Source organism: Nonomuraea sp. NPDC049028 (assembly GCF_043197735.1).
Classification (GTDB): Bacteria; Actinomycetota; Actinomycetes; order Streptosporangiales; family Streptosporangiaceae; genus Nonomuraea.
In genome coordinates this window covers 272074-294606 of sequence record NZ_JBICTR010000005.1, presented here as the reverse complement: position 1 = coordinate 294606, position 22533 = coordinate 272074, and the positions used below count along the sequence as shown (strand labels likewise).

The window sequence follows — 22533 nt, the reverse complement described above, 5'->3', positions numbered from 1 at the left end:
CGATTACCCCCGTAGATCCAGTGCGATGTCGAGGGCCGGCGCCGAGTGCGTGAGCGCTCCCACCGCAAGGTAGTCAACGCCAGTTTCGGCCACAGCACGGGCCGATTCCAAGGTCAACCCTCCACTAGCCTCAAGCTTCGCCCGATTTCTCACGATGTGGACGGCTTGGGCGGTCTCCTCGACCGTGAAGTTGTCGAGAAGGATCTCCTCGGCGCCTTCTTCGAGCACCGGGCCGAGCTGGTCGATCCGGTCCACCTCCACCTCGATCGGCAGCTCCGGATAGCGCTCTCTCACCGCGCGGAACGCCTCGGCCACGCCGCCGGCGGCCACCACGTGGTTGTCCTTGATCAGCGCCGCGTCCGACAGGGACATCCGGTGGTTGACGCCGCCGCCGCAGCGCACCGCGTACTTCTCCAGCGCCCGCAGTCCGGGCAGCGTCTTGCGGCTGTCACGCACCCTCGCCCGGGTGCCGCTGACCGCCTCGACCCACCTGCCGGTCAGTGTCGCGATGCCGGACAGGTGCGTGAGCAGGTTGAGCGCGGTGCGCTCCGCCGTCAGCAGGCCCCTGACCGGGCCCTCCACGGTCATCAGTACGTCGCCCGCCCGGACGCGCTCGCCGTCCTTGGCCCGCCGCTCCGTACGGGCCGCGCCCAGCCGGACGAACACCGCCTCGGCCACGGCCAGCCCGGCGACGATGCCGTCCTTGCGGGCCACCACGTCCGCGACCGCGCGCTGCTCCGCCGGAATGGTGGCCAGGCTCGTCACGTCGCCCGCCTCCTGCAGGTCCTCGGCGAGCGCCCGGTCGATCAAGGCGTCGATCTCCGCCGGATCCAGCCCGGCGGCGGCGAGCTCCTGCGCCAGTCGCGGCGGCGTGGTGTCGCCGTGCGGCGTGTACGTCATCTGGGGCCCCTCCTCGGTCAGGGTCACGTCCAGGTGGCCCAGCCAGTCATTGTCGTCTCGGTCGGGGAAGTCCTCGCGCCAGTGCGAGCCGCGGGTCTCCAGCCGGGCCCGGGCGGCGCCGACCAGCACGGTGGCGACGGTCAGCAAGTTCGTGGCCTCCCACGACTCCGTACACGGCTGGACCTGGACCGGGGTCCAGCGGGCGTCGCGGAGCGCCCGCGCCGTCTCCGCGAGCGACTCGCGGCTGCGCAGCACGCTCGCTCCCCCGCTCATGCGGGCCTGGACCTTGGTACGGATCCGCGGGTCGGCCAAGCCCGTGGCCGCCCGGCTCGCGACCACCTCGCCCGGCACCTCTTCCGGCTGCACCGACGCGTGGATGTCCGCGGCGATGCGTTCGGCGAAGACCAGGCCCTCCAGCAGCGAGTTGGACGCGAGCCTGTTCGCGCCGTGCACGCCCGTGCACGCGACCTCGCCGCACGCGTACAGGCCCTCGATGGAGGTACGGCCGTGCAGATCGGTCCTGACCCCGCCGCTGGCGTAGTGGGCGGCCGGGGCGACGGGGATGGGCTCCGTGGCCGGGTCGATGCCGTGCTCGCGGCAGACCGCGTAGATCGTGGGGAAGCGGGTCTTCCACCGGTCCGCGCCGAAGTGGCGGCCATCGAGGAAGACGTGGCTCTGCCCGCTCTCGCGCATCGTCCGCATGATGGCCTTGGCGACGACGTCGCGCGGCGCCAGGTCGGCCAGCTCGTGCACGCCGTTCATGAACGCGCGGCCCTCGTGGTCGACCAGGAAGGCGCCCTCACCCCTGACCGCCTCGGAGATCAGCGGCTGCTGCCCGGTCGACTCCTCGCCGAGCCACAGCACCGTGGGATGGAACTGGACGAACTCGATGTCGCGTACCACGGCCCCCGCCCTGAGCGCGAGCGCGACGCCGTCGCCGGTGGAGACGACGGGGTTCGTGGTGGCCGCGTACACCTGCCCCATGCCGCCGGTGGCCAGCACGACCGCCCGCGCGTGCACCGCGCCCACGCCGTCGCGGGCACCCTCGCCCATGACGTGCAGTGTCACGCCCCTGGCCCGGCCGCGCGCGTCCGTCAGCAGGTCGAGGACCAGCGCGTGCTCGATGACCTCCACCGCGCCCGCCCTGACCGCCTCGGCCAGCGCCCGCTGCACCTCGGCCCCGGTGGCGTCGCCGCCCGCGTGCACGATCCTGTCGCGCCGGTGGCCGCCTTCCCGGGTGAGCTGGAGCTCGCCGTCGGGGGTCCGGTCGAACCGGGCGCCGCGCTCCATCAGCCGCCGCAGCGCGCCCGGCCCCTCGGTCACCAGCGTCCGTACGGCCCGCACGTCGCACAGGCCCACTCCGGCGATCAGCGTGTCGCTCAGGTGCTCGTCGGGACTGTCGCGCGGGTCGAGCACCGCCGCGATCCCGCCCTGGGCCCACCGGGTCGACCCGGACGAGAGTACGTCCTTGGTGACGACGAGGACCTTGGCCGCGGGATCCAGCTCGGCATAGCGCAGGGCCACGGTCAGCCCCGCGATGCCGGAGCCCACGACGACCACGTCCGCCTCGGCGATCCAGCCGGGATCGGGGGCCGTCAGTCGGAGGGGAATCGCCGGTGCACTCATGGAGTCTCCTCATTGAGGCGATTTCGTCAACATGACGATAACCCACGGGCGAAGGTGGTGCCTCCGGGGGGTGGCTCAGTCCTCCAGGTACGCGTAGAGCTGTGGCGATGCCTCTGTCAGGCCGGATCGAGCGACATGACGGCGTTGTCGATCAGCCGGGTGGTGCCGACCTTGGCGGCCACCGCCAGCACCGCCTCGCCCCGGTAAGACTCGCTCACCTCGGCGAACGTGGCCGGATCGACGAGCACCAGATAGTCGAGCGCGAGTTGGGGAGCCGCGCCCTCGAGCACGGCCAGCGCCGCCGCCCGGATCCTGGCCGGGACGGACTCCGCCGCGCCCGCCCGCAGGGCCCTGGAGAGCGTCAGGGCGACCTGCCGCTCGTCGGCGGACAGGTAGCGGTTGCGGCTCGACAGCGCCAGGCCGTCGGGCTCGCGGACGGTCGGCGCGCCGACGATGTCGATCGGCAGGTCGAGGTCGGCGACCATCCTGCGGATCATGGCGAGTTGCTGGGCGTCCTTCTGCCCGAAGACCGCCACGTCGGGCTGGACGAGGTTGAACAGCTTGAGCACCACCGTGAGCACACCGTCGAAGTGGCCGGGCCGGACGGCGCCCTCGACGATCGTGCCCATCTCGCCCGACTGGACGCTGACCTGGCGGCCGGCGGGGTACATGTCGTCGGCCGACGGGGCGAAGACGACGTCCACGCCTTCGGCCCGGCACGCCTCCAGGTCCGCGTCGAACGTCCGCGGATAGCGGGAAAAATCCTCGTTTGGCGAAAATTGCAGAGGATTGACGAAGATGCTGACCACGACGTGGTCGGCGCGTACGCGGGCCTCGCGGATCAGGGAGCGGTGACCCTCGTGCAGCGCACCCATGGTGGGCACCAGCGCGACGCTCCCCTCGCCGCGCGCTTTGACCAGGTCGGTGCGGTTCTTGGCGACGATCAGGTCCATATGTTGCCTCCGAGCGCGTCGAGCAGGCGCTCGGCCTCTTCGGGCTTCAGCAGCCCCGCGGCGAGCGCGCGGTCCGCCGTGAGCCTAGCGAGGGCGATGTAGGCGTCGGCCGCCTCGGGTGCCGCCAGGATCAGCGCGTCGACATGCTTGCGTACGGTGCCCGCGTCGCCCCGCACCACGGGACCGGTCAGCCCGGCGATGCCGAGCCGCAGCACGTTGTCGAGCGCCGCGCCGAGCAGCGGGCCGAGCATGATGCCCGGATGCTCCACGCCGATGCCCCGCAGGAGCTCCTGCGACTCGGCGATGAGCGTGACCATGTGGTTGGCCGCCCCGGCCAGGGCCGCGTGGTAGAGGGCACGGTCGGAGTCGGCGATCCAGACCGGCTCGCCGCCCATCTCGATGACCAGCGCCTCGGCGATGGGCCTGAGCGTGTCGGGCGCCGTCACGCCGAACGAGATGCCGGTGATGCGGTTGAGGTCGTCGTCCCGCCCGGTGAACGTCATCACCGGGTGGAGCGCGAGCGGCAGTGCGCCCGCCCTGGCGGCCGGCTCCAGCACCGACAGCCCGTACGCGCCGCTGGTGTGCACGAGCAGCTTGCCCTGGAGGTCCGCGCCGGTCGACGCGAGACCGTTGACCAGATCGGGCAGCGCGTCGTCGGGCACGGTGAGCAGGATCAGCCCAGCCGTCTTGACGACCTCCTCGGGCCGCGTCGGCCGTACGCCGAGTCGCTCCGCCGCCCACCGGTGCGAGGCGTCGGAGACCCCGCTGGCGGCGACCACGTGGTGCCCGGCCTGCGCCAGTGCGGCACCGAGCACCGAACCCACCTTGCCCGCGCCCAGCACGCCCACGGCCAGCCGCGCCGGCCGATCCCCTGCGTCCATGACGTCCACCCCTGTCGACCCTGATGGCACTGCCGCCCAGAGTAACGGCCGCTCGCGACTACGTACGTGACCAGGCTTTTGCCGCATGTTGAGTTACCCACAAAAGGGACAAGGGCATACAAAACCTGCACCCCCTGTCGGAAGAGATGAGGAGAGGGGTTCATCTCGTGGTGGCGGGCGCCGAGTTGACGACCCGACGCCCGCGTTGATCTACGGGGGGGGCTTACTTCGTGAGATAGTCCAGGGCATGTGGCTCACGTGGCGCGCCGCGATGCAGTACGCGCTGTACGGCGAGGACGGTTTCTACCTCCGCGAGCGCCCTTCGGGCCACTTCCGTACGTCGGTCAGCGCCTCGGCCGCCTTCGCCGACGCGGTTCTGGCCCTGCTCACCCAGGTCGACGCCGACCTCGGCGCCCCCGACACCATCGACCTGGTCGACATCGGCGCCGGAGAGGGCGCCCTGGTGGCCCGCGTGCTCGACGCCGCCGAGCCCGGGCTGCGCGCCAGGCTCAACATCACCGCCGTCGATCTCTCGCCCAGACCCGACGACCTGCCCAAGAGCATCGACTGGCGCCCCCGGATCCCCTCCGTCATCACCGGGCTGGCGATCGCCAACGAGTGGCTGGACAACGTCCCGCTCGACGTGGCCGAGCAGACGGCCGACGGGCCGCGGCTGGTCCTGGTCGACACCGAGACGGGTGAGGAACGGCTGGGCGACCCGGTGCCCGACTCCGACCGCGCCTGGCTCGACCGGTGGTGGCCGTCGCTGGGCCGCATCGGCTCGCGCGGGGAGATCGGGTGCCCGCGCGACGCCGCGTGGGCGGCCGTGGTGACCCGGCTCAGGAGGGGTCGCGCGGTGGCCATTGATTATGCACACCCTGTGGATAACCGTCCGTGCCATGGCACACTCACCGGCTACCGAGATGGTGCGGTCGTCGCGCCCATCCCCGACGGCACCTGCGACATCACCGCTCACGTGGCGCTCGACGCGTGCGCGGAGGCCGGTCGGCGGGCCGGTGCGATATCCACAGGCTTGTCCACACAGCGCGATGCGCTAAGGGCTCTGGGGGTCACCGGCACGCGTCCGCCCATCGCTCTCGCGCATGCCGATCCGACGGCTTATCTCCGAGCCCTGGCCCGCGCCTCGGAGGAGGGCGAGCTGATCGACCCGAGAGGGCTCGGCGGCTTCGGCTGGCTCGTCCAGGAACGCCGGTGACCCGTCGGCGAAGGACCTCAGCCACGACGGACCGGCTGCTTCCGCTCCCCCGGAGGGGGTTCCTGCCTAGGGACCCCAGCCACGACGGACGGCCGCGCTAACCCGTCGTCAGGTCGAGGGACTTCAGGCCGCGGATGACGTAGCCCGGCTTCCATTCCGGCTCGCTGGCGAGTTCCAGCTTCGGCGCCCGCTCCAGCAGGGCGCCGAACGACTCGATCAGCTCGATGCGGGCCAGCGGCGCGCCCAGGCAGAAGTGGATCCCCGCCCCGAAGGAGATGTGCGGGTTGTCCGGCCGTCCCACGTCGAGCCGGTCAGGGTCGGCGAACACCGTCTCATCGCGGTTGGCCGAGCCGAACAGCAGCGCGACCTCGGCCCCGCGCGGGATCTCGACCCCGTGCACCTCGATGTCCTCCAGGACCCACCGCTCGAACATCTGCAGCGGCGTGTCCCAGCGCATCAGCTCCTCGACGGCCGTGGGCAGCAGGCTCCGGTCCTCGCGCAGGCGTACCAGCTCGGCGGGGTTCCTGAACAGGGACCACCAGCCGTTGCCCGTCACGTTCACGGTCGCCTCGTGTCCGGCGTTGAGCAGCAGCACGCACGTACCGACCAGCTCGTCCTCGGTGAGCTCCTCGATCGCCGCGAGCGCGCTGATCAGGTCGTCGCCCGGCCGTACGGCACGCTCGCGGGCCAGGTCCGCGAGGTAGGCGGCGAACTCCGCCGCCGCCTTGGCGGCCAGGTGCTGCGACTCCATGCTCGGGTTCAGCTCGTACATCCGGCAGATGTCGGCCGACCAGGGGCGCAGCAGGTGCCGGTCCGCCTCGGGTACGCCGAGCATCTCCGCGATGACGGTCACCGGCAGCGGCTCGGCCACCTCGGCGATCAGGTCGCCGCCGCCCTTCTCGACGAACGCCCCGACCAGCCCCTCGGCGATGGCCCTGACCCGGGGGCGCAGCGACTCGACCATGCGCGGGGTGAACGCCTTGGAGACCAGCCGGCGCAGCCTGGTGTGCACCGGCGGCTCGACGTCGAGCATGCCGGCCCTGGTCACCCGCCAGAACGGCTCTTGGAACGCCGGCTCCTCCGGCCTGCCGAACTCCTCGTGCGTGGCCACGTGGAGGTAGGAACGGCCCAGCCGGCGGTCTCTGAGCAGCGCGTTCACGTCCGCGTGCCGGGAGATCAGCCACTGCCCCGTCGGCTCGAAGTAGCTGACGGGGGCGTCACGCCTCAGCTCCGCGTACGCGCCGTAGGGGTAGGCAACAAAATCCGGATTCCAGGGATCGAAGCGCACTTTTTCATCTTATGAGGAGGCTTGCTTGGCGTGCCTGCTCCGCATCCGGATGTTGAGCAGCTCCACGATCACCGAGAACGCCATCGCGAAGTAGATGTAGCCCTTGGAGATGTGCTGGCCGAGCCCCTCGGCGATGAGCACCACCCCGATCAGCACCAGGAACGCCAGAGCCAGCATCTTGATGCTCGGATGCTTGTCCACGAACCTGCTGATCGGCCCGGACGCGAACAGCATGACCAGCACCGCCACGATCACCGCGGCGATCATCACGCCGAGCTCGTCCACCATGCCCACGGCGGTGATCACCGAGTCGAGCGAGAACACCACGTCCAGCACCATGATCTGCACGATCACCGAGGCGAACGAGGTGACGGCCCGTCCCTTGCCGCCCTCCTCCTTCAGTTCCATGCTGTGCCCGATCTCGGTGACGCTCTTGGCCAGCAGGAACAGGCCGCCCAGCAGCAGGATCAGGTCGCGCCCCGATATCCCGTGGCCGAAGACCTCGAACAATGGCGTGGTCAGCCGGACCACCCACGACAGCGCCAGCAGCAGGAGCAGCCGGCTGATCAGCGCCGCGGCCAGGCCCATGACGCGGGCCCGGTCGCGCTGCTCCGGCGGCAGCTTCCCGGCCAGGATGGAGATGAAGATGATGTTGTCGATACCGAGAACGATCTCTAGTGCGACCAGGGTGAAAAACCCGATCCAGATCTGAGGGTCGGCCACCCAGTCCAGCATTAGGTACTCCTCACAGCAGGGGTTTCAGTTACCAACGAGGCAGGGGCCGCATAAGTTCGCGGTTGCGATTCATGGCCGGGTGTCGGTTATAGTGCGGATGTAGGTCATGAGTGCCAGCGCACAGCCCCGGCTTGCTGGCCGGCAACCCTCGCGTCCGCGGCGGGGTGCCCCGGGTGAAGACCTGGTCCGCCACGAGGTGTGGTGGGCAAGCGCGGGCTCGCTGGGTGTTCCGGGGGTCCGATGGCCCCAGGAGGTTCGCCGTGTCCACGTTGACGATCTTCAGCTCCCTGCCCGCTCAGGCCACCGACGCGCCGGCTGCCGAGCGCGCCCGTCCGATCCCCGCCGTACTGGGCGCCGATCTGGAAGTACCGGTCAAGGGCGGCAGGCTGGTGACGTACGCCAACCTCGACTACGCGGCGAGCGCCCCCTGTCTGGAGCCGGTCAGTGCCGCCGTCACCGCCGCGCTCCCGGCCTACTCCAGCGTGCACCGCGGCGCGGGCTACGCCTCCCAGCTCACCACCGCCCGCTACGAGCAGGCCCGCCACACGGTCAGGGCCTTCGTCGGCGCCCGGCCCGACGACGCCGTGATCTTCACCCGCAACACCACCGACGCGACGAACCTGCTGGCCCGCTGCCTGCCTGAGGGCACGACCGCGGTCGTGTTCGACACCGAGCACCACGCCTCCCTGCTGCCCTGGAAGCGGTCCGTACGGCTGGCGCCGCCCGCCTTCCCCGGCGAGGCCGTCCGCGCCGCCGACGAGGCGCTGGCCGGGATCGACGGCCCCAAGCTGCTCGTGGTCACCGCCGCCTCGAACGTCACCGGCGAGCTCTGGCCCATCGCCGCCCTGGCGCACATCGCGCACCGCCACGGAGCCCGCATCCTGGTGGACGCCGCCCAGCTGGTGCCGCACCGGCGGCTCAACCTGACCGCGCTCGACCTCGACTACGTCGCCTTCTCCGGGCACAAGCTCTACGCGCCCTTCGGGGCCGGGGTGCTGGTCGGCCGCCGTGACTGGCTCTCCTCCGGCGAGCCGTACCTCAAGGGCGGCGGCGCCGTACGCTCCGTCGACGAGGACATCGAGTGGCACGAGGACGCCGAACCGCGTCACGAGGCGGGCACCCCGAACGTCCTGGGCGCCATCGCCGTGGCCGCCGCCTGCGACGCGCTCAGCGCGACCGGCTGGACCGAGCTGGTGCGCGAGGAGGAGCGGCTCATCGCCCGGCTCCGGTCCGGCCTGGCCGCGATCGAGGGCGTGCGCGAGCTGTCGCTCTGGGGGCCGGACCAGCCGCGCGTGGGCATCGTCTCGTTCGTCGTGGACGGGCACTCGGCGCGCGAGGTGGCCGAGGCGCTGTCGGGTGAGTACGGCATCGGCGTGCGTGACGGCAAGTTCTGCGCGCACCCGTTCGTCCGGCACTTGCTCGGCACCGCGGACGGCGGCTGCGAGGACGACACGGCCTCCGCGGTCCGCGCCTCGATCGGCATCGGCACCACGGAGGAGCACGTGGACCGCCTCGTAGACGCCCTCCGCGACCTCGCCGCCCGCTGAGGTCACGGACGCGGCACGACAGCCGCCGCGTCGCCGCCCGCTGAGGTCGCGCGATGGCGAACCTTCGCGCGGCGGGTTGAGGTCAGGCGCTCGGTGAACGTCCGCGTGACGGCTCGTCGGCGACGACGTCATCGACGTTCCGCATGTCACCGCCCCGGGCGGTCGGTGGCACCGGCCTGGGGGCGGTGTCCGCCTCCGATGGGGCCTCCGGCCTGATGGAGGTGGCCGGCGCGTGGCCGGCGAGATCCTGCTCGGCCGCGCGACGCTCGGCGCGCCGCCGGTAGCTGTTGTGCAGGATGCCGTCGATGCCGAGCCGGCCGCCGCCCACAGCCACGAGCAGCAGGCAGGCCACGGCCAGCGCGCCGGCGAGCTCCCAGCCGCCGTTCTGGATCAGGACGCCGTGGGCGCCGTGGACGAAGATGATCGCGCCCAGCATGTCGACCACCAGCCCGAGGGCCGCCAGCCGGACCAGCAGGCCGATGATGAGCAGGACCCCGCCGACGGTCTCGACGAGAATGGCGAACCCGGCCGAGAGCCACGGCAGCGGTATTCCCATCTGGTTGAAGGCGGCGGCCGTGACCGGTACCCCGATCTGCATCTTCTGCCACCCGTGGGTCACGAAGATCACGCCGATCGCCACCCGCGAGATCAGAGCGGCAAGATCGAAAAGAATTCTTTGCACGGTTTTCTCCCCCCGTTCCCGATGTTCCTCCCCGGTCCAGTGGGCGGAATGCGCCGATATAGGGTTCCTTGACCTCTTCCTGTGCTGGATCACCACGACTGCCGGTGGCAGCATTGCCATATGACGGAACGCGTGGTCGGGATCGGCGTCGGGGCGAAAGAGCTGGCCACCGAGGACATGATCCTCAACATCGGCCCACAGCACCCGTCGACGCACGGGGTGCTCAGGCTGCGGCTCACCCTCGACGGCGAGCGCATCGCCACGGCCGAGCCGATCATCGGTTATATGCACCGGGGCGCGGAGAAGCTGTTCGAGGTCCGCGACTACCGGCAGATCATCATGCTGGCCAACAGGCACGACTGGCTGGCCGGGTTCGCCAACGAACTGGGCGTGGTGCTGGCCGCCGAGCGCATGCTGGGCATGGAGGTGCCGGTACGGGCCGTGTGGGCGCGTACGCTGCTGGCCGAGCTCAACCGGGTGCTGAGCCACCTGATGTTCCTCGGCTCGTACCCGCTGGAGCTGGGCGCGATCACCCCCATCTTCTACGCCTTCAACGAGCGCGAGCGCATCCAGGCCGTGATGGAGGAGATCTCCGGCGGCCGGATGCACTACATGTTCAACCGGGTCGGCGGGCTGAAGGAGGACCTGCCGTACGGCTGGCTGGACCGGGTGTCGGAGACCGTCGCCGAGACCCGGCGCCGGGTGCCCGACATCGAGAATCTCATCCTCAACAACGAGATCTTCCTGGCCCGTACCAAGGGTGTCGGCGTCCTGACCCGCGAGCAGATCCTGCAGTACGGCGTGAGCGGCCCCATCGCCCGCGCCTCCGGCGTCGACCTCGACCTGCGGCGCGACCAGCCGTACCTGGCCTATCCCGAGCTGCCGGTGAAGGTGGTCACGCGCGGCGCGGGCGACTGCCACGCCCGCTTCGAGATCCTGCTCGACCAGCTCAGAGTCTCGCTGGACCTGGCCGACGCGTGCGTCGACCGGCTGCGCTCGCTGCCGCCGGGTCCCATCAACCAGCGGCTGCCCAAGGTGCTCAAGGTGCCGGAGGGCCACACGTACGCCTGGACCGAGAACCCGCTCGGCATCAACGGCTACTACCTCGTGTCCAAGGGGGACAAGACTCCATGGCGGCTCAAGCTGCGCTCCGCGTCTTACAGCAACATCCAGGTGCTCCGGGAGATGCTGCCCGGGCATCTGGTGGCCGACATGGTGGCGATCCTCGGCTCGATGTTCTTCGTCGTGGGTGACATCGACAAGTGACCGACGTCGCGACTCCGCAGCGGGACAAATATGTCGACTGGCTGCGCGCTCTCAGTCTGATCGTGGTGGTGGTGTGGCACTGGGCGTTCACCATCCTGCAGTGGAAGCCCGAGGGCCCCGAACCGACCAGCCCGCTCGGCTTCACCTCGGGGCTGTGGATACTCACCTGGCTGCTTCAGGTGCTGCCGCTCTTCTTCTACGTCGGCGGCCACGTACACCTGCTGTCGTGGAGCCGCGCCCAGGCCCGCGGCATCGGCATCGGCCGGTTCGTCTGGCGGCGCATCCGCGCGCTGGCCGCCCCCGCGCTCGTGCTGTCGGGCGTGTGGCTCACCATCGGCGCGGTCGTGACCTGGGTGTTCCACGTCGAGTGGATGTGGCGAGTGGTGCTGCTCGTGCTCAGCCCGCTCTGGTTCCTCGGCGTCTACCTGGTGCTGATCGCGCTGCTGCCCGTGGCGTTGTGGCTGCACCGCCACTACGACGTGCTGGCGCTCATCTGGCTGGGCGGCGCCGCCCTGGTGATCGACGTGGTCCGCTTCCGGTACGGCGTCGAGTGGGTCGGCTGGCTGAACATGATCATCGTCTGGGGGCTGGCCCACCAGGCCGGCTTCTTCTACGACCGGATCGTCATCCTGCCCAGGCGCTATGACGTGGGGGTCCTGTGGACCGGACTGTTCGCCCTGTTCGGCCTGGTCTACTCGGGCATCTACCCGGGCTCGATGGTCGGGGTGCCGGGTGACAAGTGGTCGAACATGGCGCCGCCCACCTTCGTCATCGTGGCGCTGCTGCTCTTCCAGATCGGCCTGGTGGAGGTGTTGCGGCCGTCGATGGAGCGCGTCCTGGAGAAGCCCGGGTGGCGCCGGGTCAACGGCACCATCAACCGCTACGCCCTGCCGCTGTTCCTCTTCCACACCACAGGGATGGCGATCGCGCTGGGTCTGCTGTGGTGGTTCTTCGGCACGCTCGGCGGCGAGGTGCCACCGGACCTCAGATGGTGGCTGGAACGCCCGCTCGCCATCCTGGGCCCGCTGATCTGCACCCTCCCGGTCATCTACCTCTTCGGCCGCAAGCGGGCTCCTGCCGAACAAGTGCCGGACAAGAGTTGACCATGGCCGCTAGCTTGAGCCCATGACGTCCGACATCGAGCACGCTGTCACGCTCTACCTGGGCCGCTGATCCTCCGGGTCCTTCGGGATGCGGCAGGCGTGTTCCAGGAAGAGGGCGGCGCAGATCAGCACCACGAACGCCAGCAGCGAGCCCACCGCGATGAAGAACTCGAACCGCGGCGTCTCCCTGGTGAACAGCTGGACCGTGTGCAGGACGAACCCACCGAAGACACCCGCGAACACCGCACCCACATAGGCCGATGCCTTGCCCAAGGCCGCCAGCCGGGCCACCGCCAGCGGCTCGACCGGCTTGGTGTCAGGTTTGCGGTCGATCCGGGCCTTCGTCACCCATCCGCTGTAGGCCTCTCCGAGGGCCAGCAGCAGGACGGTGGGGATGGCGGTCCACGGCACGATGGGCAGGTCGGCGTAGAACTCCCTGACCACCATCCAGGCGACCAGCGCCACGACGACGATGATGCCGACCAGCAGGCCGGGGCGAGTGGGCCTCAATCCGGGCTCTGCAGCTTGAGGTCAGCACGCAGCCGTACGCCGCTCTGGTCGAGGTCCGTGAGCAGGTCGGCGACCTGGCCCTGGCCGGGCAGCACGCCGTCGGGGTCCACGTCCGCCCACGGGACCAGGACGAAGGCCCGCTCGTGCGCGAGCGGGTGCGGCAGCGTCAGGTCGGGATCGTCGGAGACCGTGTCACCCACGACGATCAGGTCGATGTCGAGCGTGCGCGGACCCCAGCGTTCCTTGCGCTCCCGCCCGAAGGCGTTCTCGACGCCCTGCGCCCGCTCCAGCAGCGCCTGCGGTTGGAGCGAGGTCTCGGCGATGACGATCGCGTTGAGGTAGGGGCGCTGCCCGGCGGGACCGCCGACCGGGTCGGTCTCATAGACGGGCGAGCTCGCGACGAACTCCAGCCCCGGTGCGTCGAAAAGGGTGTCGATGGCGTCCTGCAAGGTCTGGAAGCGCCGTCCGAGATTGCTACCGAGAGACAGTACGACGTTCACGTGCTACTCCTCTCGCTCACCTACTGCTCACCACGTTCTGCTCACCACGTTCTGCTCACCAAAGTTCATTCGCGACTCCGATGGATGGTGACGACCACGTCGTCGAACGGCAGCGGGATCGGTGCCGCGGGCTTGTGCACACTCACCTCGACCGACTCCACCAGGCCGGCGGCCAGGCACACGTCGGCGAGGCGCTGCGCGAGCGTCTCGATCAGCTCGACCGGCTCGCCTTCCACCACGGCGACCAGCGCCTGGGCGAGCTCACCATAGTGGACCGTCTTGCCGAGGTCGTCGGAGGCGGCGGCGGGGGCGGTGTCGAGGAACAGCGTCGCGTCGACCACGAACTCCTGCCCGAGCTCACGCTCGGCCGCCAGCACGCCGTGCCGGCCCCGGGCCCGCAGGCCCTTCAGCGCGATGCGATCAGACCTCAAGCTCGCCTTCCTCCTCGTCATCGTCACCCTGGAGCACCGGCGAACCGTGATGCATCCACAGCCGCCAGCCCTGCGCCGTGCGCACGTAGACGTTACTGGCCACCACCTTGCCGGCGGCGAAGCTGGACTCGCCCTCCTCGCCGGCGGTGAGGATGTTCTCGACGCAGGTGAGCACGGCCACATCGCCCAGCACGGTGGTGTTGACGTCGGTCAGCACGAACTGGATGTAGGTGGTGTTGGCCATGATGAGCGCCCAGGAGCGCAGCACCTCGGACCGCCCCGAGAGCAGGGTCCAGCCCGGATGTACGCAGCTGACCTGCTCGTCGGCGGAGTCCTCGGCCCAGATCTCGGTCATCTTGTCGAGGTTGGCGTCCTCGATCGCGAGATAGAAGTCCTGGTTGACCGTCTCGATCGCGGCGGTGTCGACACTCATGTGTTGGCTCCGGGTCTCTTCCATGCGGCGGCCACGCGCACGGCATCGGCATTGGGACCTACTTCGTGCACTCGTACGCACCAGGCACCGGCGTGCGCGGCCAGCGCCGTCACGGCCACCGTGGCGTCGTCACTGCCGCTGAACGGGCGCGGCGTGCCGTCGGCGTCGGCGAGCAGCCGCCCCAGGAACCGCTTGCGCGAGGCCCCGATCAGCAGCGGATAGCCGAGCTCGGCCAGCTCCCCCATCCCGGCGAGCAACTCCCAGTTGTGCGCGGGGTTCTTGGCGAAGCCCAGCCCGGGGTCGAGCACGATCTGCTCCTCGGACACGCCCTCGGCCAGCACCAGGTCGACCCGCTTGGCGAGCTCCTCGCGCACCTCGGTCACGACGTCGTCGTAGACGGCCCGGCGGTCCATGTCATGGCTGTGGCCGCGCCAGTGCATGACCACATAGTCGACGCCGGTGGCGGCCACCACGCGCGGCATCTCGGGATCGGCCAGGCCGCCGCTCACGTCGTTGACCAGCCTCGCCCCCGCCTCCACCGCCGCCTTGGCGACCTCGGCCCGCATGGTGTCGACGCTGACCGCCACTCCCTCGGCGCTGAGCGCCCTGATCACTGGCACGACGCGGGCCAGCTCCTCGTCGAGCGGCACTCTGGCGGCGCCGGGGCGGGTGGACTCGCCACCCACGTCGACGATGTCGGCCCCCTCACCGACCAGCTCCAGTCCGTGCCGGATAGCGGCCGCCTCGTCGAACCACAGGCCCCCGTCGGAGAACGAGTCCGGCGTGACGTTGACCACGCCCATGACGAGGCACCGCGCCTCTGCTCCGACAACCATGCCCCAAGCCTAGGCGGTCGTGGTTGATGGGGTCTGTGGAGGGTGCCCACACACAAATAACAATCCGATCAGTGCCATAGGCCCGCTGACTGGTGCTTATCAGGGCAGCTGCCTATCGGTGCAGGGTCAGCGCCCCAGGCTGACCGGCTGGCGCTTATCGGTGCAGGATCAGCGCCATCGCCTCGGCGCGGGTCTTGTCGCTCGTACGGAAATCGCCGCGCACCGCCGAGGTCACCGTCTTCGCGCCCGGCTTGCGGACCCCGCGCATGGTCATGCAGAGGTGCTCACACTCCACCACCACGATCACCCCGCGCGGCTCCAGCACGCGCATCAGCGCGTCGGCGATCTGCGAGGTCATCCGCTCCTGCACCTGCGGGCGGCGGGCGAAGACGTCCACCAGGCGGGCCAGCTTGGACAGCCCGGTCACCTGGCCGCGCTCGTTGGGGATGTAGCCCACGTGGGCCACCCCGTGGAAGGGCACCAGGTGGTGCTCGCAGGTGGAGTAGACCTCGATGTCCCTGACGAGCACCATCTCGTCGTGGTCGACGTCGAAGACCTTGTTGAGCACGCCCTCCGGCGTCTGTCCGAGGCCGGAGAACTGCTCGGCGTAGGCCCGGGCCACCCGAGAGGGCGTGTCGAGCAGGCCGTCACGGTCGGGATCCTCGCCGATGGCGTAAAGGATCTCGCGGACGGCCTTCTCGATCCGGCCCAGGTCTACGTCTTGCGAACTCACGCACTGTCTCCAGAGGGCAGCGCGTCCTGGTGACTGGCGGCGGCGAGCGAGCCGTTGGCCGACTGCTCCTTCGGGGTCAGGATCGGCGGGCGGTCCGAGGGGAGCCGCTTGCCGTAGCCCGCGTAGGACGGGCGGTGCTCCTTGACCACGACCGGGGCGAAGACCTCCAGCACCTGGTCGCGGGAGAGCGTCTCCTTCTCCATGAGCTGCAGCACCAGGTTGTCGAGCACGTCGCGGTATTCGACCAGGATGTCCCACGCCTGGTCGTGCGCCGTCTCGATCATTCGGCGGACCTCCTCGTCGATCGTCGAAGCGATCTTCTCGGAGTAGTCGCGCTCGTGACCCATCTCGCGGCCCAGGAAGACCTCGGCCTGGCCGGAGCCGAACTTACGGGCACCGAGCTGCTCGCTCATGCCGTATTCGGTCACCATGCGGCGGGCGACCGCCGTGGCCTTCTCGATGTCGTTGGAGGCGCCGGTGGTGGGCTCGTGGAAGACGAGCTCCTCCGCCGCGCGACCGCCGATGAGCATCGCGAGCTGGTCCATCATCTCGGACCTGGTGGCCAGGAACTTGTCCTCCATCGGCAGCGTCATGGTGTAACCCAGGGCGCGGCCACGGGACAGGATCGTGATCTTGTGGACCGGGTCGGAGTTGGGTAGCGCGTGCGCCACCAACGCGTGACCGCCCTCGTGGTAGGCGATCATCTTCTTTTCCTTGTCGGACATGACCCGCGACTTGCGCTCGGGTCCTGCCATGACGCGGTCGATCGACTCCTCGAGGATGTCCATCGAGATCAGCTTCTTGTCGGCGCGCGCGGTGAGCAGCGCCGCCTCGTTGATCACGTTGGCCAGGTCGGCGCCGGTGAACCCGGGCGTGCGACGGGCGATGACGTCGAGGTCGACCGCCGGCTCGAACGGCTTGCCGCGACCGTGGACCCTGAGGATGCCCTTGCGGCCCTCCAGGTCGGGGCGGTCGACGGTGACCTGCCGGTCGAATCGGCCCGGACGCAGCAGCGCCGGGTCGAGGATGTCGGGCCGGTTGGTCGCGGCGATGAGGATCACGCCGCCCTTGACGTCGAAGCCGTCCATCTCGACGAGCAGCTGATTGAGCGTCTGCTCGCGCTCGTCGTGACCGCCGCCCAGGCCCGCGCCGCGGTGCCGGCCGACGGCGTCGATCTCGTCGATGAAGATGATCGCCGGCGCGTTGGCCTTGGCCTGCTCGAACAGGTCGCGGACCCGCGAGGCGCCGACGCCGACGAACATCTCGACGAAGTCGGAGCCGGAGATCGAGTAGAACGGCACGCCGGCCTCACCCGCGACCGCGCGGGCGAGCAGCGTCTTGCCGGTGCCGGGCGGGCCGTACAGCAGCACGCCCTTGGGGATCTTCGCCCCGATCGCCTGGAACTTGGCCGGGGCCTGCAGGAACTCCTTGATCTCCTGGAGCTCCTCGATGGCCTCGTCGGCGCCCGCGACGTCGGAGAAGGTGGTCTTGGGGGTGTCCTTGGTGATCAGCTTCGCCTTGGACTTGCCGAAGCTCATGACCCGTGAGCCGCCGCCCTGCATCTGGTTCATGATGAACAGGAAGATGAGGACGATGAAGACGATCGGCAGGAAGCTCACCAGGATGCTGACCAGGAAGTTCTCCTGGGGCACCTCGGTGGTGAAGCTCTTGGTCGTGCCCGCCTGAACCTGCGCCTGCAGCTCTTCGGTCAGCTTCGGCCCGTAGCCGGCGACCCAGTCAGACTGGATCATGTTGGTCGCCGTGTCACCCGGCCTGACCGTGATCGGCTTGATCAGCGTCAGCTCGATGCGCTGATCCTTGTCGACAATCTTGGCGTTGCTTACATTGCCGGTGCGAATCTGCTGGAGGACTGTGGACGTGTCGGCCTGCTTGAAATTGCCGCCGCCGCTCCAGAGCTGGGTGACGAGCAGGAGCAGCACGACGATGCCCAGGATCCACAGCAGTGGCCCACGTGTAAATCGCTTGAGATCCATCCGATGCGGAACCCCTTGCGGGCCCGTCCCTTCCTGACCATGGCCTGGAACCCCGGGAATTCCCGGGGCCGCGGCATCCGACGCCGCGACTTCTGACTACCCGAAGGGGACGCTTGGTCACCCTCCCGGAGTCAGAAGGTACACCGGGGAAGCGCGCGGAGGGACCGCCCGCTACACCGGTCTTGCCCTACCAACGTACGTCAGGTGGCGCGGTGTTCCCGGCGGCTACTTGTAAACATGGGGAGCCAAGGTGCCGATGAAGGGGAGATTGCGGTAACGCTCCGCGTAGTCGAGGCCATAACCAATGACGAACTCGTTGGGGATGTCGAAGCCGACGTACTTGACGTCGATCGGCACCTTTACCGCGTCGGGCTTGCGCAAAGCGGCGCAGATCTCCAGCGAGGCCGGGTTGCGCGACTTGAGGTTTTCCAGCAGCCAGTGAAGGGTCAGCCCCGAGTCGATGATGTCCTCGACGATCAGCACGTGGCGGCCCATGATGTCGGTGTCGAGGTCCTTCAGCACCCGCACGACACCGGACGATTTGGTGCCCGCGCCGTAGGACGACACGGCCATCCAGTCCATCTGGACGGGCACGTGCAACGCCCTGGCCAGGTCGGCCATCACCATGACCGCGCCCTTCAACACGCCCACGAGCAGGAGCTCCGTGCCCGCGTAGTCGGCGTCGATCCGCCCGGCAAGCTCTTTCACCTTGGCCTGGAGCTCGTCCTGAGGAATCAGGACTTTCTCGAGGTCCTTGCCCATATCGGCAGCGTCCACCTGTGGTTCCTTACGGGATGGGACTGATGGCGAGTATCAGGGTGTCATACCGCCGCACAGCGGCCAGACCCCCGGGTAGATCCACGGCCTTCTGCCCGCGCCACGCCGTGATGAGCCGGTCGACGGCACGCACGTGGGTCGCGGAGAGGGCTCCGGACGGCGTTCCCGCCGCGATGGCCGCCCGCCGCAGGACCCGCCGCCTGACGGCGCCTGGGAGGCGTTCCAGTTCGGGTACGGACAGCGTCACCGAACCGGCGATATCGCTTAGAGCGCAATTCTGATATGCCGTGTCGGCCCATTCGTCAAGGGCGTCGGCGTCGTCCCGGGCCAGATCGGCGGTCCTGGCGAGCGCGTCGGCCACGCCGGGCCCCAGCTCCGACTCCAGCAGCGGGAGCACCCTGGTCCTTACCCGTACGCGGGTGTAGCGGGGATCCTCGTTGTGCGGATCGTCCCAAGGGCTGAGGCCGAGCGCCGCGCACGCGGCGACGGTGGTGGCACGGGAGAGGGACAGCAGCGGCCTGCGGTAGCGGCCGGTCACCGGGGCCATGCCGGACAGCGATCTGAGCCCGCTACCCCTGGCCAGGCCGAGCAGCACGGTCTCGGCCTGGTCATCCCTGGTGTGGCCGAGCAGCACGGTCGCGGCCTGGAGCCGGTCGGCCGCCTCGGCGAGCGCGGCGTAGCGGGCGTCTCTGGCCGCCGCCTCCGGGCCGCCGGACGTGCCGACGTCGACGGTGAGGATCTCGGCCTGGTCGAGGCCCAGGGCCGGGGCCAGCGCGGCCACCGTCTCGGCACGGGCGGCGGAACCCTCCTGGAGCTGGTGGTCCACCGTCAGCAACCCGGCCTTCAGGCCCGCGCGCGGCGCGACGAAGCCGAGCGCGGCGGCGAGCGCGAGGGAGTCGGCTCCCCCGCTGCACGCCGCCAGCACGAGCGCGCCGTCACCGATGTCAGCCAGCGCCTCGCGGACGGCCCTTCGGACGTCCGCGACGGCCGGGTGCGGGCCCATGACGAGTCAGGCGGGCAGGGCGTTGCTGCCGATGACGCGGCGTACCCAGGCGCTGGGGTCGGTGATCTCGGGTGTCGTCGGCAGGGTCTCGGGCGAGGTCCAGACGCGGTTGAAGCCGTCCATGCCGACCTGGTCCACCACCGCGCGGACGAAGGCCGAGCCCTCGGCGTACTGCTTCATCTTGACCTCGATGCCCAGCAGCCGGCGGACCGTACGGTCGAGGCGCGAGCCGCCCTCGCGGCGATGGGCGAACTTGGCGCGAATGTCGGCCACCGACGGCACCACCGAAGGGCCGACGGCGTCCATGACGTAGTCGCCGTGCCCTTCGACCAGCGTCATCACGGCCGTGAGCCGGTCGAGGATCTCCTTCTGGCCGGGCGACTGGATGGCGTCGATGAGGTTGCCCTCGCCGCCGCGCACCACGTCGGCCACCGTGTCGGCAGCGCTGCGCAGCCGCTCCAGCAGCGTGCCCAGATCGAGGTCGGAGGCCAGCAGGAACTCGGTCATCTGCGAACGGATGTATTCGCGCAGCCACGGCACCCCGGTGAACTGCACGCGGTGCGTCTCCTCATGCAGGCACACCCAGAGGCGGAAGTCGTGCGGGTCGACGTTCATCTCGCGCTCGGCGTGCACGATGTTGGGCGCGACCAGGGTCAGACGCCCGGCCGGCTCGCGGCCCGTCGGGTCCGGCGGCAGGAACAGCTCATACTGGCCGAGCACCCGCGAGGCGAGGAAGGCGAGCACCGCGCCCACCTCGACGCCGGTGATGCGGGAGCCCACGGCCGTGACGATCGCCGGCGGCGGGTTGGCCCCGGCGCCGACCCGCTCGGTGAGCGGTTCGAGCACCACACGGAAGCCCTCGACGTTGGCCTTGATCCAGCCGGGACGGTCGACGATGGTCGCCGCCTGCGGCGCGGTCTCAGTGTGAATCTTGGTGAACTCGCGTACGTGCCCTTCGGCCTCACGCGACAGCGCACGGAGCTCGGTGACGGCCTGCCTGGCCTCCTCCCGGCTCACCTGAGGACCGGGGCGCACCAGGCGCGTGCCGGTCGTGACGGCCAGATCCCAGTCGATCACCTGCATACCGTCCACCGTACGTGGTTCTCTTCTCGCCCGCGAAGACCTGCCCTCATGACCTTGCGACGATGGCCGCGAGTCTGTCCAGTACTGGCTCGGCGGTGCTCGGGACGCGATCGGCCAGGAAGGCGAAGGTGACCAGCCGCCCTTCCTTGGTGGTGGCCATGCCAGCGAGGGTGTTGACGTTGTTGAGGGTGCCGGTCTTGGCGCGTACGAGGCCGACCTGGCCCTTGCTGTCGCCGCCCGTGAAGCGTCTGCCGTTGCCCAGGGTGCCGGAGAATCCGGCGATCGGCATGCCGGAGGCGATCGGGTGCAGGTCGGGGTGGGACGCGGCGGAGGCGACCGCGATGACCCGGGCCATCGCGTCGGCGCTGATGCGGTTGCGCGCGGACAGGCCGCTGCCGTCGAAGACCTGTACGCCCTTGGCCGCGCCGAGCCGTTGCAGCACCCCGACCACCGCCTTGGTCGCGCCCTCGAAGGACGCCGGCTGCCCTTCCTTGATGGCGATGTGCCTGGCCAGCGCCTCGGCCAGGTCGTTGTCGCTGAACGTCAGCGTGTGCTCGACCAGCGCGTAGAGCGGTGCCGAGTCGACCCGGCCGAGCTCGGCGGCCCCGGCGGGCGCCTTGCCCGGTCGTACGGACTTGGCGACGCCCACGCCGTACTTGGTCAGGAGGCGGGCGAACGCGGCGGCGGCGTACTGCGGCGGGTTGGACACGCGCGGCTGCCTCGCGGCGGGGTCGCGCCGCCCCTCGTCGATCGCCAGCGCGTAGACCGGCGCCACCTCGCCGTCGGGCACGTAGCCCGGCTTCCATCCGGGTGCCAGCGTGGAACCGGTGAACAGGGAGGTGTCGTAGGAGAGCGTGACCTTGGTGACGCCCTTGGCCTTGAGCGCGGCGGCGGTGCGCGAGGCGAGCGTGGCGAGCGACGCCTGCTTGGGATAGGACAGGGACTTGGCCGACGGCCCGGCGAGCGTCGGATCTCCGCCGCCCACCAGCACGATCGAGTTGGCCGACTGGCCCTGCGTCACCCGGGTGGACAGACGGGTGTCGGGGCCGAGCGCGGCCAGCGCGGCCGTGCAGGTGACCAACTTTGTGGTGGAGGCGGGAGTGATGCCGACGTCGGGGTTGGCGGCGAATACCTGCTCGCCGGTGGCGGCGTCGAGGACCACCGCGCCCACCCGAGCGCCCAGCGCTTCGTCACCCAGGGCGCGGGTGAGCTGCTGGGTCAAAGTACGCTTAGTAGTGAGAGGTCCGTCTCCGGCCCTCACCTGGAGTTGGGCCAGCACCGGCCCCGCGGTGACCACGGAGACGGGGGGAGACCCTTGAGGAGACGGTGTCGGCTCGGTCGGTGACGATCCCCTCGTCAGCGCGCCCAGGCTGAAGTCATTGGTCATCGCATAGAGGCCGATGACGATGGTCAGCACCTGGAGCATGGCGAGAGTGGTCAGCATCACCCACCGCTCGTGCCGCGCCACGTCGCCTGACCTCTCTCCTGGTGTTCGCCTACGAGACATTAACGCCCACTCGGCGTGAGCGGAGGAACCGCGGTGGAGTTCGACGTTGTCGTTGAGATTCCCAAGGGACAACGGAACAAGTATGAAGTGGACCACGAAACCGGTCGCATCAGGCTTGACCGGCTGCTGTTCACCTCTACGCAGTACCCCGCCGACTACGGCTTCATCGAGCACACCCTCGGTGAGGACGGCGACCCGCTCGACGCGCTGGTGCTGCTCCAGGAGCCGACCTTCCCGGGCTGTTACATCAGCTGCCGCGCGGTGGGGATGTTCCGGATGACGGACGAGAAGGGCGGCGACGACAAGGTTCTGTGCGTCCCGGCCACCGACCCGCGGATGGAGCACATTCGCGACATTCACCACGTGCCGGAGTTCGACCGGCTGGAGATCCAGCACTTCTTCGAGGTCTACAAGGACCTGGAGCCCGGCAAATCCGTCGAGGGCGCCAACTGGGTGGGCCGGATGGAAGCCGAGGTCGAGATCAAGCGCTCCTTCCAGCGCGCCAAAGACGAAGGCCATAGCTGAGTAG

At 69.7% G+C, this 22533-nt stretch carries 22 protein-coding genes and 1 riboswitch; of the genes, 5 read left to right on the top strand and 17 right to left on the bottom strand.

What is annotated here, in order from left to right; translation table 11 throughout:
* Nucleotides 1-3 precede the first annotated feature (3 nt).
* The 3 genes from ACGFJ2_RS20910 to ACGFJ2_RS20900 all read right to left on the bottom strand — a co-directional run bounded on the left by ACGFJ2_RS20910 (nt 4) and on the right by ACGFJ2_RS20900 (nt 4360).
* Nucleotides 4-2526, bottom strand: a complete 2523-nt coding sequence (locus ACGFJ2_RS20910) for an L-aspartate oxidase (RefSeq protein ID WP_393470554.1) — start codon at nt 2524-2526, stop codon at nt 4-6.
* Between the two features lie 116 nt (nt 2527-2642).
* Nucleotides 2643-3479 (bottom strand): pantoate--beta-alanine ligase, encoded by an 837-nt coding sequence (gene panC / locus ACGFJ2_RS20905; protein ID WP_393470551.1) that lies wholly within the window; start codon nt 3477-3479, stop codon nt 2643-2645.
* Nucleotides 3470-4360, bottom strand: coding sequence for a DUF2520 domain-containing protein (locus ACGFJ2_RS20900; RefSeq protein WP_357938799.1), 891 nt, complete (start codon nt 4358-4360; stop codon nt 3470-3472). The genes panC and ACGFJ2_RS20900 overlap by 10 nt, the downstream gene beginning before the upstream one ends.
* Before the next feature lie 247 nt (nt 4361-4607).
* Here ACGFJ2_RS20900 and ACGFJ2_RS20895 point away from each other — a divergent pair, with 247 nt between their 5' ends.
* Nucleotides 4608-5576 carry an SAM-dependent methyltransferase gene (locus tag ACGFJ2_RS20895; protein ID WP_393470548.1) on the top strand — a complete coding sequence of 323 codons (969 nt, stop codon included), beginning with the start codon at nt 4608-4610 and terminating at the stop codon, nt 5574-5576.
* A 97-nt stretch (nt 5577-5673) separates the two neighbouring features.
* On the opposite strand, the gene ACGFJ2_RS20890 is transcribed toward ACGFJ2_RS20895, so the two are convergent.
* The gene (locus ACGFJ2_RS20890) at nt 5674-6864 is read right to left on the bottom strand and encodes a cytochrome P450 (RefSeq protein WP_357938795.1); all 1191 of its coding nucleotides are present in this window, start codon (nt 6862-6864) and stop codon (nt 5674-5676) included.
* Between the two features lie 9 nt (nt 6865-6873).
* A complete protein-coding gene (locus ACGFJ2_RS20885) occupies nt 6874-7599 on the bottom strand; it encodes a TerC family protein (protein ID WP_357938793.1) in 726 nt (241 codons plus the stop codon).
* Between the two features lie 102 nt (nt 7600-7701).
* Nucleotides 7702-7817, top strand: a riboswitch (SAM riboswitch).
* Nucleotides 7818-7859: 42 nt separating this feature from the next.
* Here ACGFJ2_RS20885 and ACGFJ2_RS20880 point away from each other — a divergent pair.
* Nucleotides 7860-9146: an aminotransferase class V-fold PLP-dependent enzyme gene (locus tag ACGFJ2_RS20880; RefSeq protein ID WP_393470545.1), complete on the top strand. Its 1287-nt coding sequence runs from the start codon at nt 7860-7862 to the stop codon at nt 9144-9146.
* Between the two features lie 82 nt (nt 9147-9228).
* Here the strand turns inward: ACGFJ2_RS20880 and ACGFJ2_RS20875 are convergent, their stop codons facing one another.
* On the bottom strand, nt 9229-9828 hold the full coding sequence (locus ACGFJ2_RS20875) for a DoxX family protein (RefSeq protein WP_393470542.1): 600 nt from the start codon (nt 9826-9828) through the stop codon (nt 9229-9231).
* A gap of 120 nt (nt 9829-9948) precedes the next feature.
* Here ACGFJ2_RS20875 and ACGFJ2_RS20870 point away from each other — a divergent pair, with 120 nt between their 5' ends.
* Both ACGFJ2_RS20870 and ACGFJ2_RS20865 read left to right on the top strand, forming a co-directional pair.
* Nucleotides 9949-11094 (top strand): NADH-quinone oxidoreductase subunit D, encoded by a 1146-nt coding sequence (locus ACGFJ2_RS20870; RefSeq protein ID WP_357938789.1) that lies wholly within the window; start codon nt 9949-9951, stop codon nt 11092-11094.
* Entirely contained in the window at nt 11091-12197 is a 1107-nt protein-coding gene (locus ACGFJ2_RS20865; protein ID WP_393470539.1) for an acyltransferase, read from the top strand. Before ACGFJ2_RS20870 ends, ACGFJ2_RS20865 begins: the two co-directional genes overlap by 4 nt.
* Nucleotides 12198-12251: 54 nt before the next feature.
* On the opposite strand, the gene ACGFJ2_RS20860 is transcribed toward ACGFJ2_RS20865, so the two are convergent.
* From ACGFJ2_RS20860 to dacB, 11 genes are all read right to left on the bottom strand, one after another.
* Complete coding sequence (locus tag ACGFJ2_RS20860; protein WP_357938786.1) at nt 12252-12707, bottom strand: DUF3180 domain-containing protein; 456 nt, start codon at nt 12705-12707, stop codon at nt 12252-12254.
* The gene (folK, locus tag ACGFJ2_RS20855; protein ID WP_357938784.1) at nt 12704-13207 is read right to left on the bottom strand and encodes a 2-amino-4-hydroxy-6-hydroxymethyldihydropteridine diphosphokinase; all 504 of its coding nucleotides are present in this window, start codon (nt 13205-13207) and stop codon (nt 12704-12706) included. Before folK ends, ACGFJ2_RS20860 begins: the two co-directional genes overlap by 4 nt.
* 65 nt (nt 13208-13272) lie before the next feature.
* Nucleotides 13273-13638, bottom strand: coding sequence for a dihydroneopterin aldolase (gene folB / locus ACGFJ2_RS20850; RefSeq protein WP_357938782.1), 366 nt, complete (start codon nt 13636-13638; stop codon nt 13273-13275).
* Nucleotides 13628-14071: a nuclear transport factor 2 family protein gene (locus ACGFJ2_RS20845; protein WP_214641971.1), complete on the bottom strand. Its 444-nt coding sequence runs from the start codon at nt 14069-14071 to the stop codon at nt 13628-13630. Before ACGFJ2_RS20845 ends, folB begins: the two co-directional genes overlap by 11 nt.
* Complete coding sequence (folP, locus tag ACGFJ2_RS20840) at nt 14068-14874, bottom strand: dihydropteroate synthase (RefSeq protein ID WP_357939745.1); 807 nt, start codon at nt 14872-14874, stop codon at nt 14068-14070. Before folP ends, ACGFJ2_RS20845 begins: the two co-directional genes overlap by 4 nt.
* A gap of 187 nt (nt 14875-15061) precedes the next feature.
* A complete protein-coding gene (folE, locus tag ACGFJ2_RS20835) occupies nt 15062-15640 on the bottom strand; it encodes a GTP cyclohydrolase I FolE (RefSeq protein ID WP_357938780.1) in 579 nt (192 codons plus the stop codon).
* Nucleotides 15637-17634 (bottom strand): ATP-dependent zinc metalloprotease FtsH, encoded by a 1998-nt coding sequence (gene ftsH, locus ACGFJ2_RS20830; RefSeq protein WP_357938778.1) that lies wholly within the window; start codon nt 17632-17634, stop codon nt 15637-15639. The genes folE and ftsH overlap by 4 nt, the downstream gene beginning before the upstream one ends.
* A 225-nt stretch (nt 17635-17859) precedes the next feature.
* Nucleotides 17860-18411 carry a hypoxanthine phosphoribosyltransferase gene (gene hpt / locus ACGFJ2_RS20825; protein WP_225293318.1) on the bottom strand — a complete coding sequence of 184 codons (552 nt, stop codon included), beginning with the start codon at nt 18409-18411 and terminating at the stop codon, nt 17860-17862.
* A 10-nt stretch (nt 18412-18421) separates the two neighbouring features.
* A complete protein-coding gene (gene tilS / locus ACGFJ2_RS20820) occupies nt 18422-19414 on the bottom strand; it encodes a tRNA lysidine(34) synthetase TilS (protein ID WP_393470534.1) in 993 nt (330 codons plus the stop codon).
* A 6-nt stretch (nt 19415-19420) separates the two neighbouring features.
* Entirely contained in the window at nt 19421-20497 is a 1077-nt protein-coding gene (locus tag ACGFJ2_RS20815) for a zinc-dependent metalloprotease (protein WP_357938774.1), read from the bottom strand.
* A 46-nt stretch (nt 20498-20543) separates the two neighbouring features.
* Nucleotides 20544-21965: a D-alanyl-D-alanine carboxypeptidase/D-alanyl-D-alanine-endopeptidase gene (gene dacB / locus ACGFJ2_RS20810; protein WP_393470531.1), complete on the bottom strand. Its 1422-nt coding sequence runs from the start codon at nt 21963-21965 to the stop codon at nt 20544-20546.
* 72 nt (nt 21966-22037) lie between these two features.
* On the opposite strand from dacB, the gene ACGFJ2_RS20805 reads away from it, so the two are divergent.
* On the top strand, nt 22038-22529 hold the full coding sequence (locus tag ACGFJ2_RS20805) for an inorganic diphosphatase (RefSeq protein WP_225293326.1): 492 nt from the start codon (nt 22038-22040) through the stop codon (nt 22527-22529).
* The last annotated feature ends 4 nt before the right edge of the window (nt 22530-22533 follow it).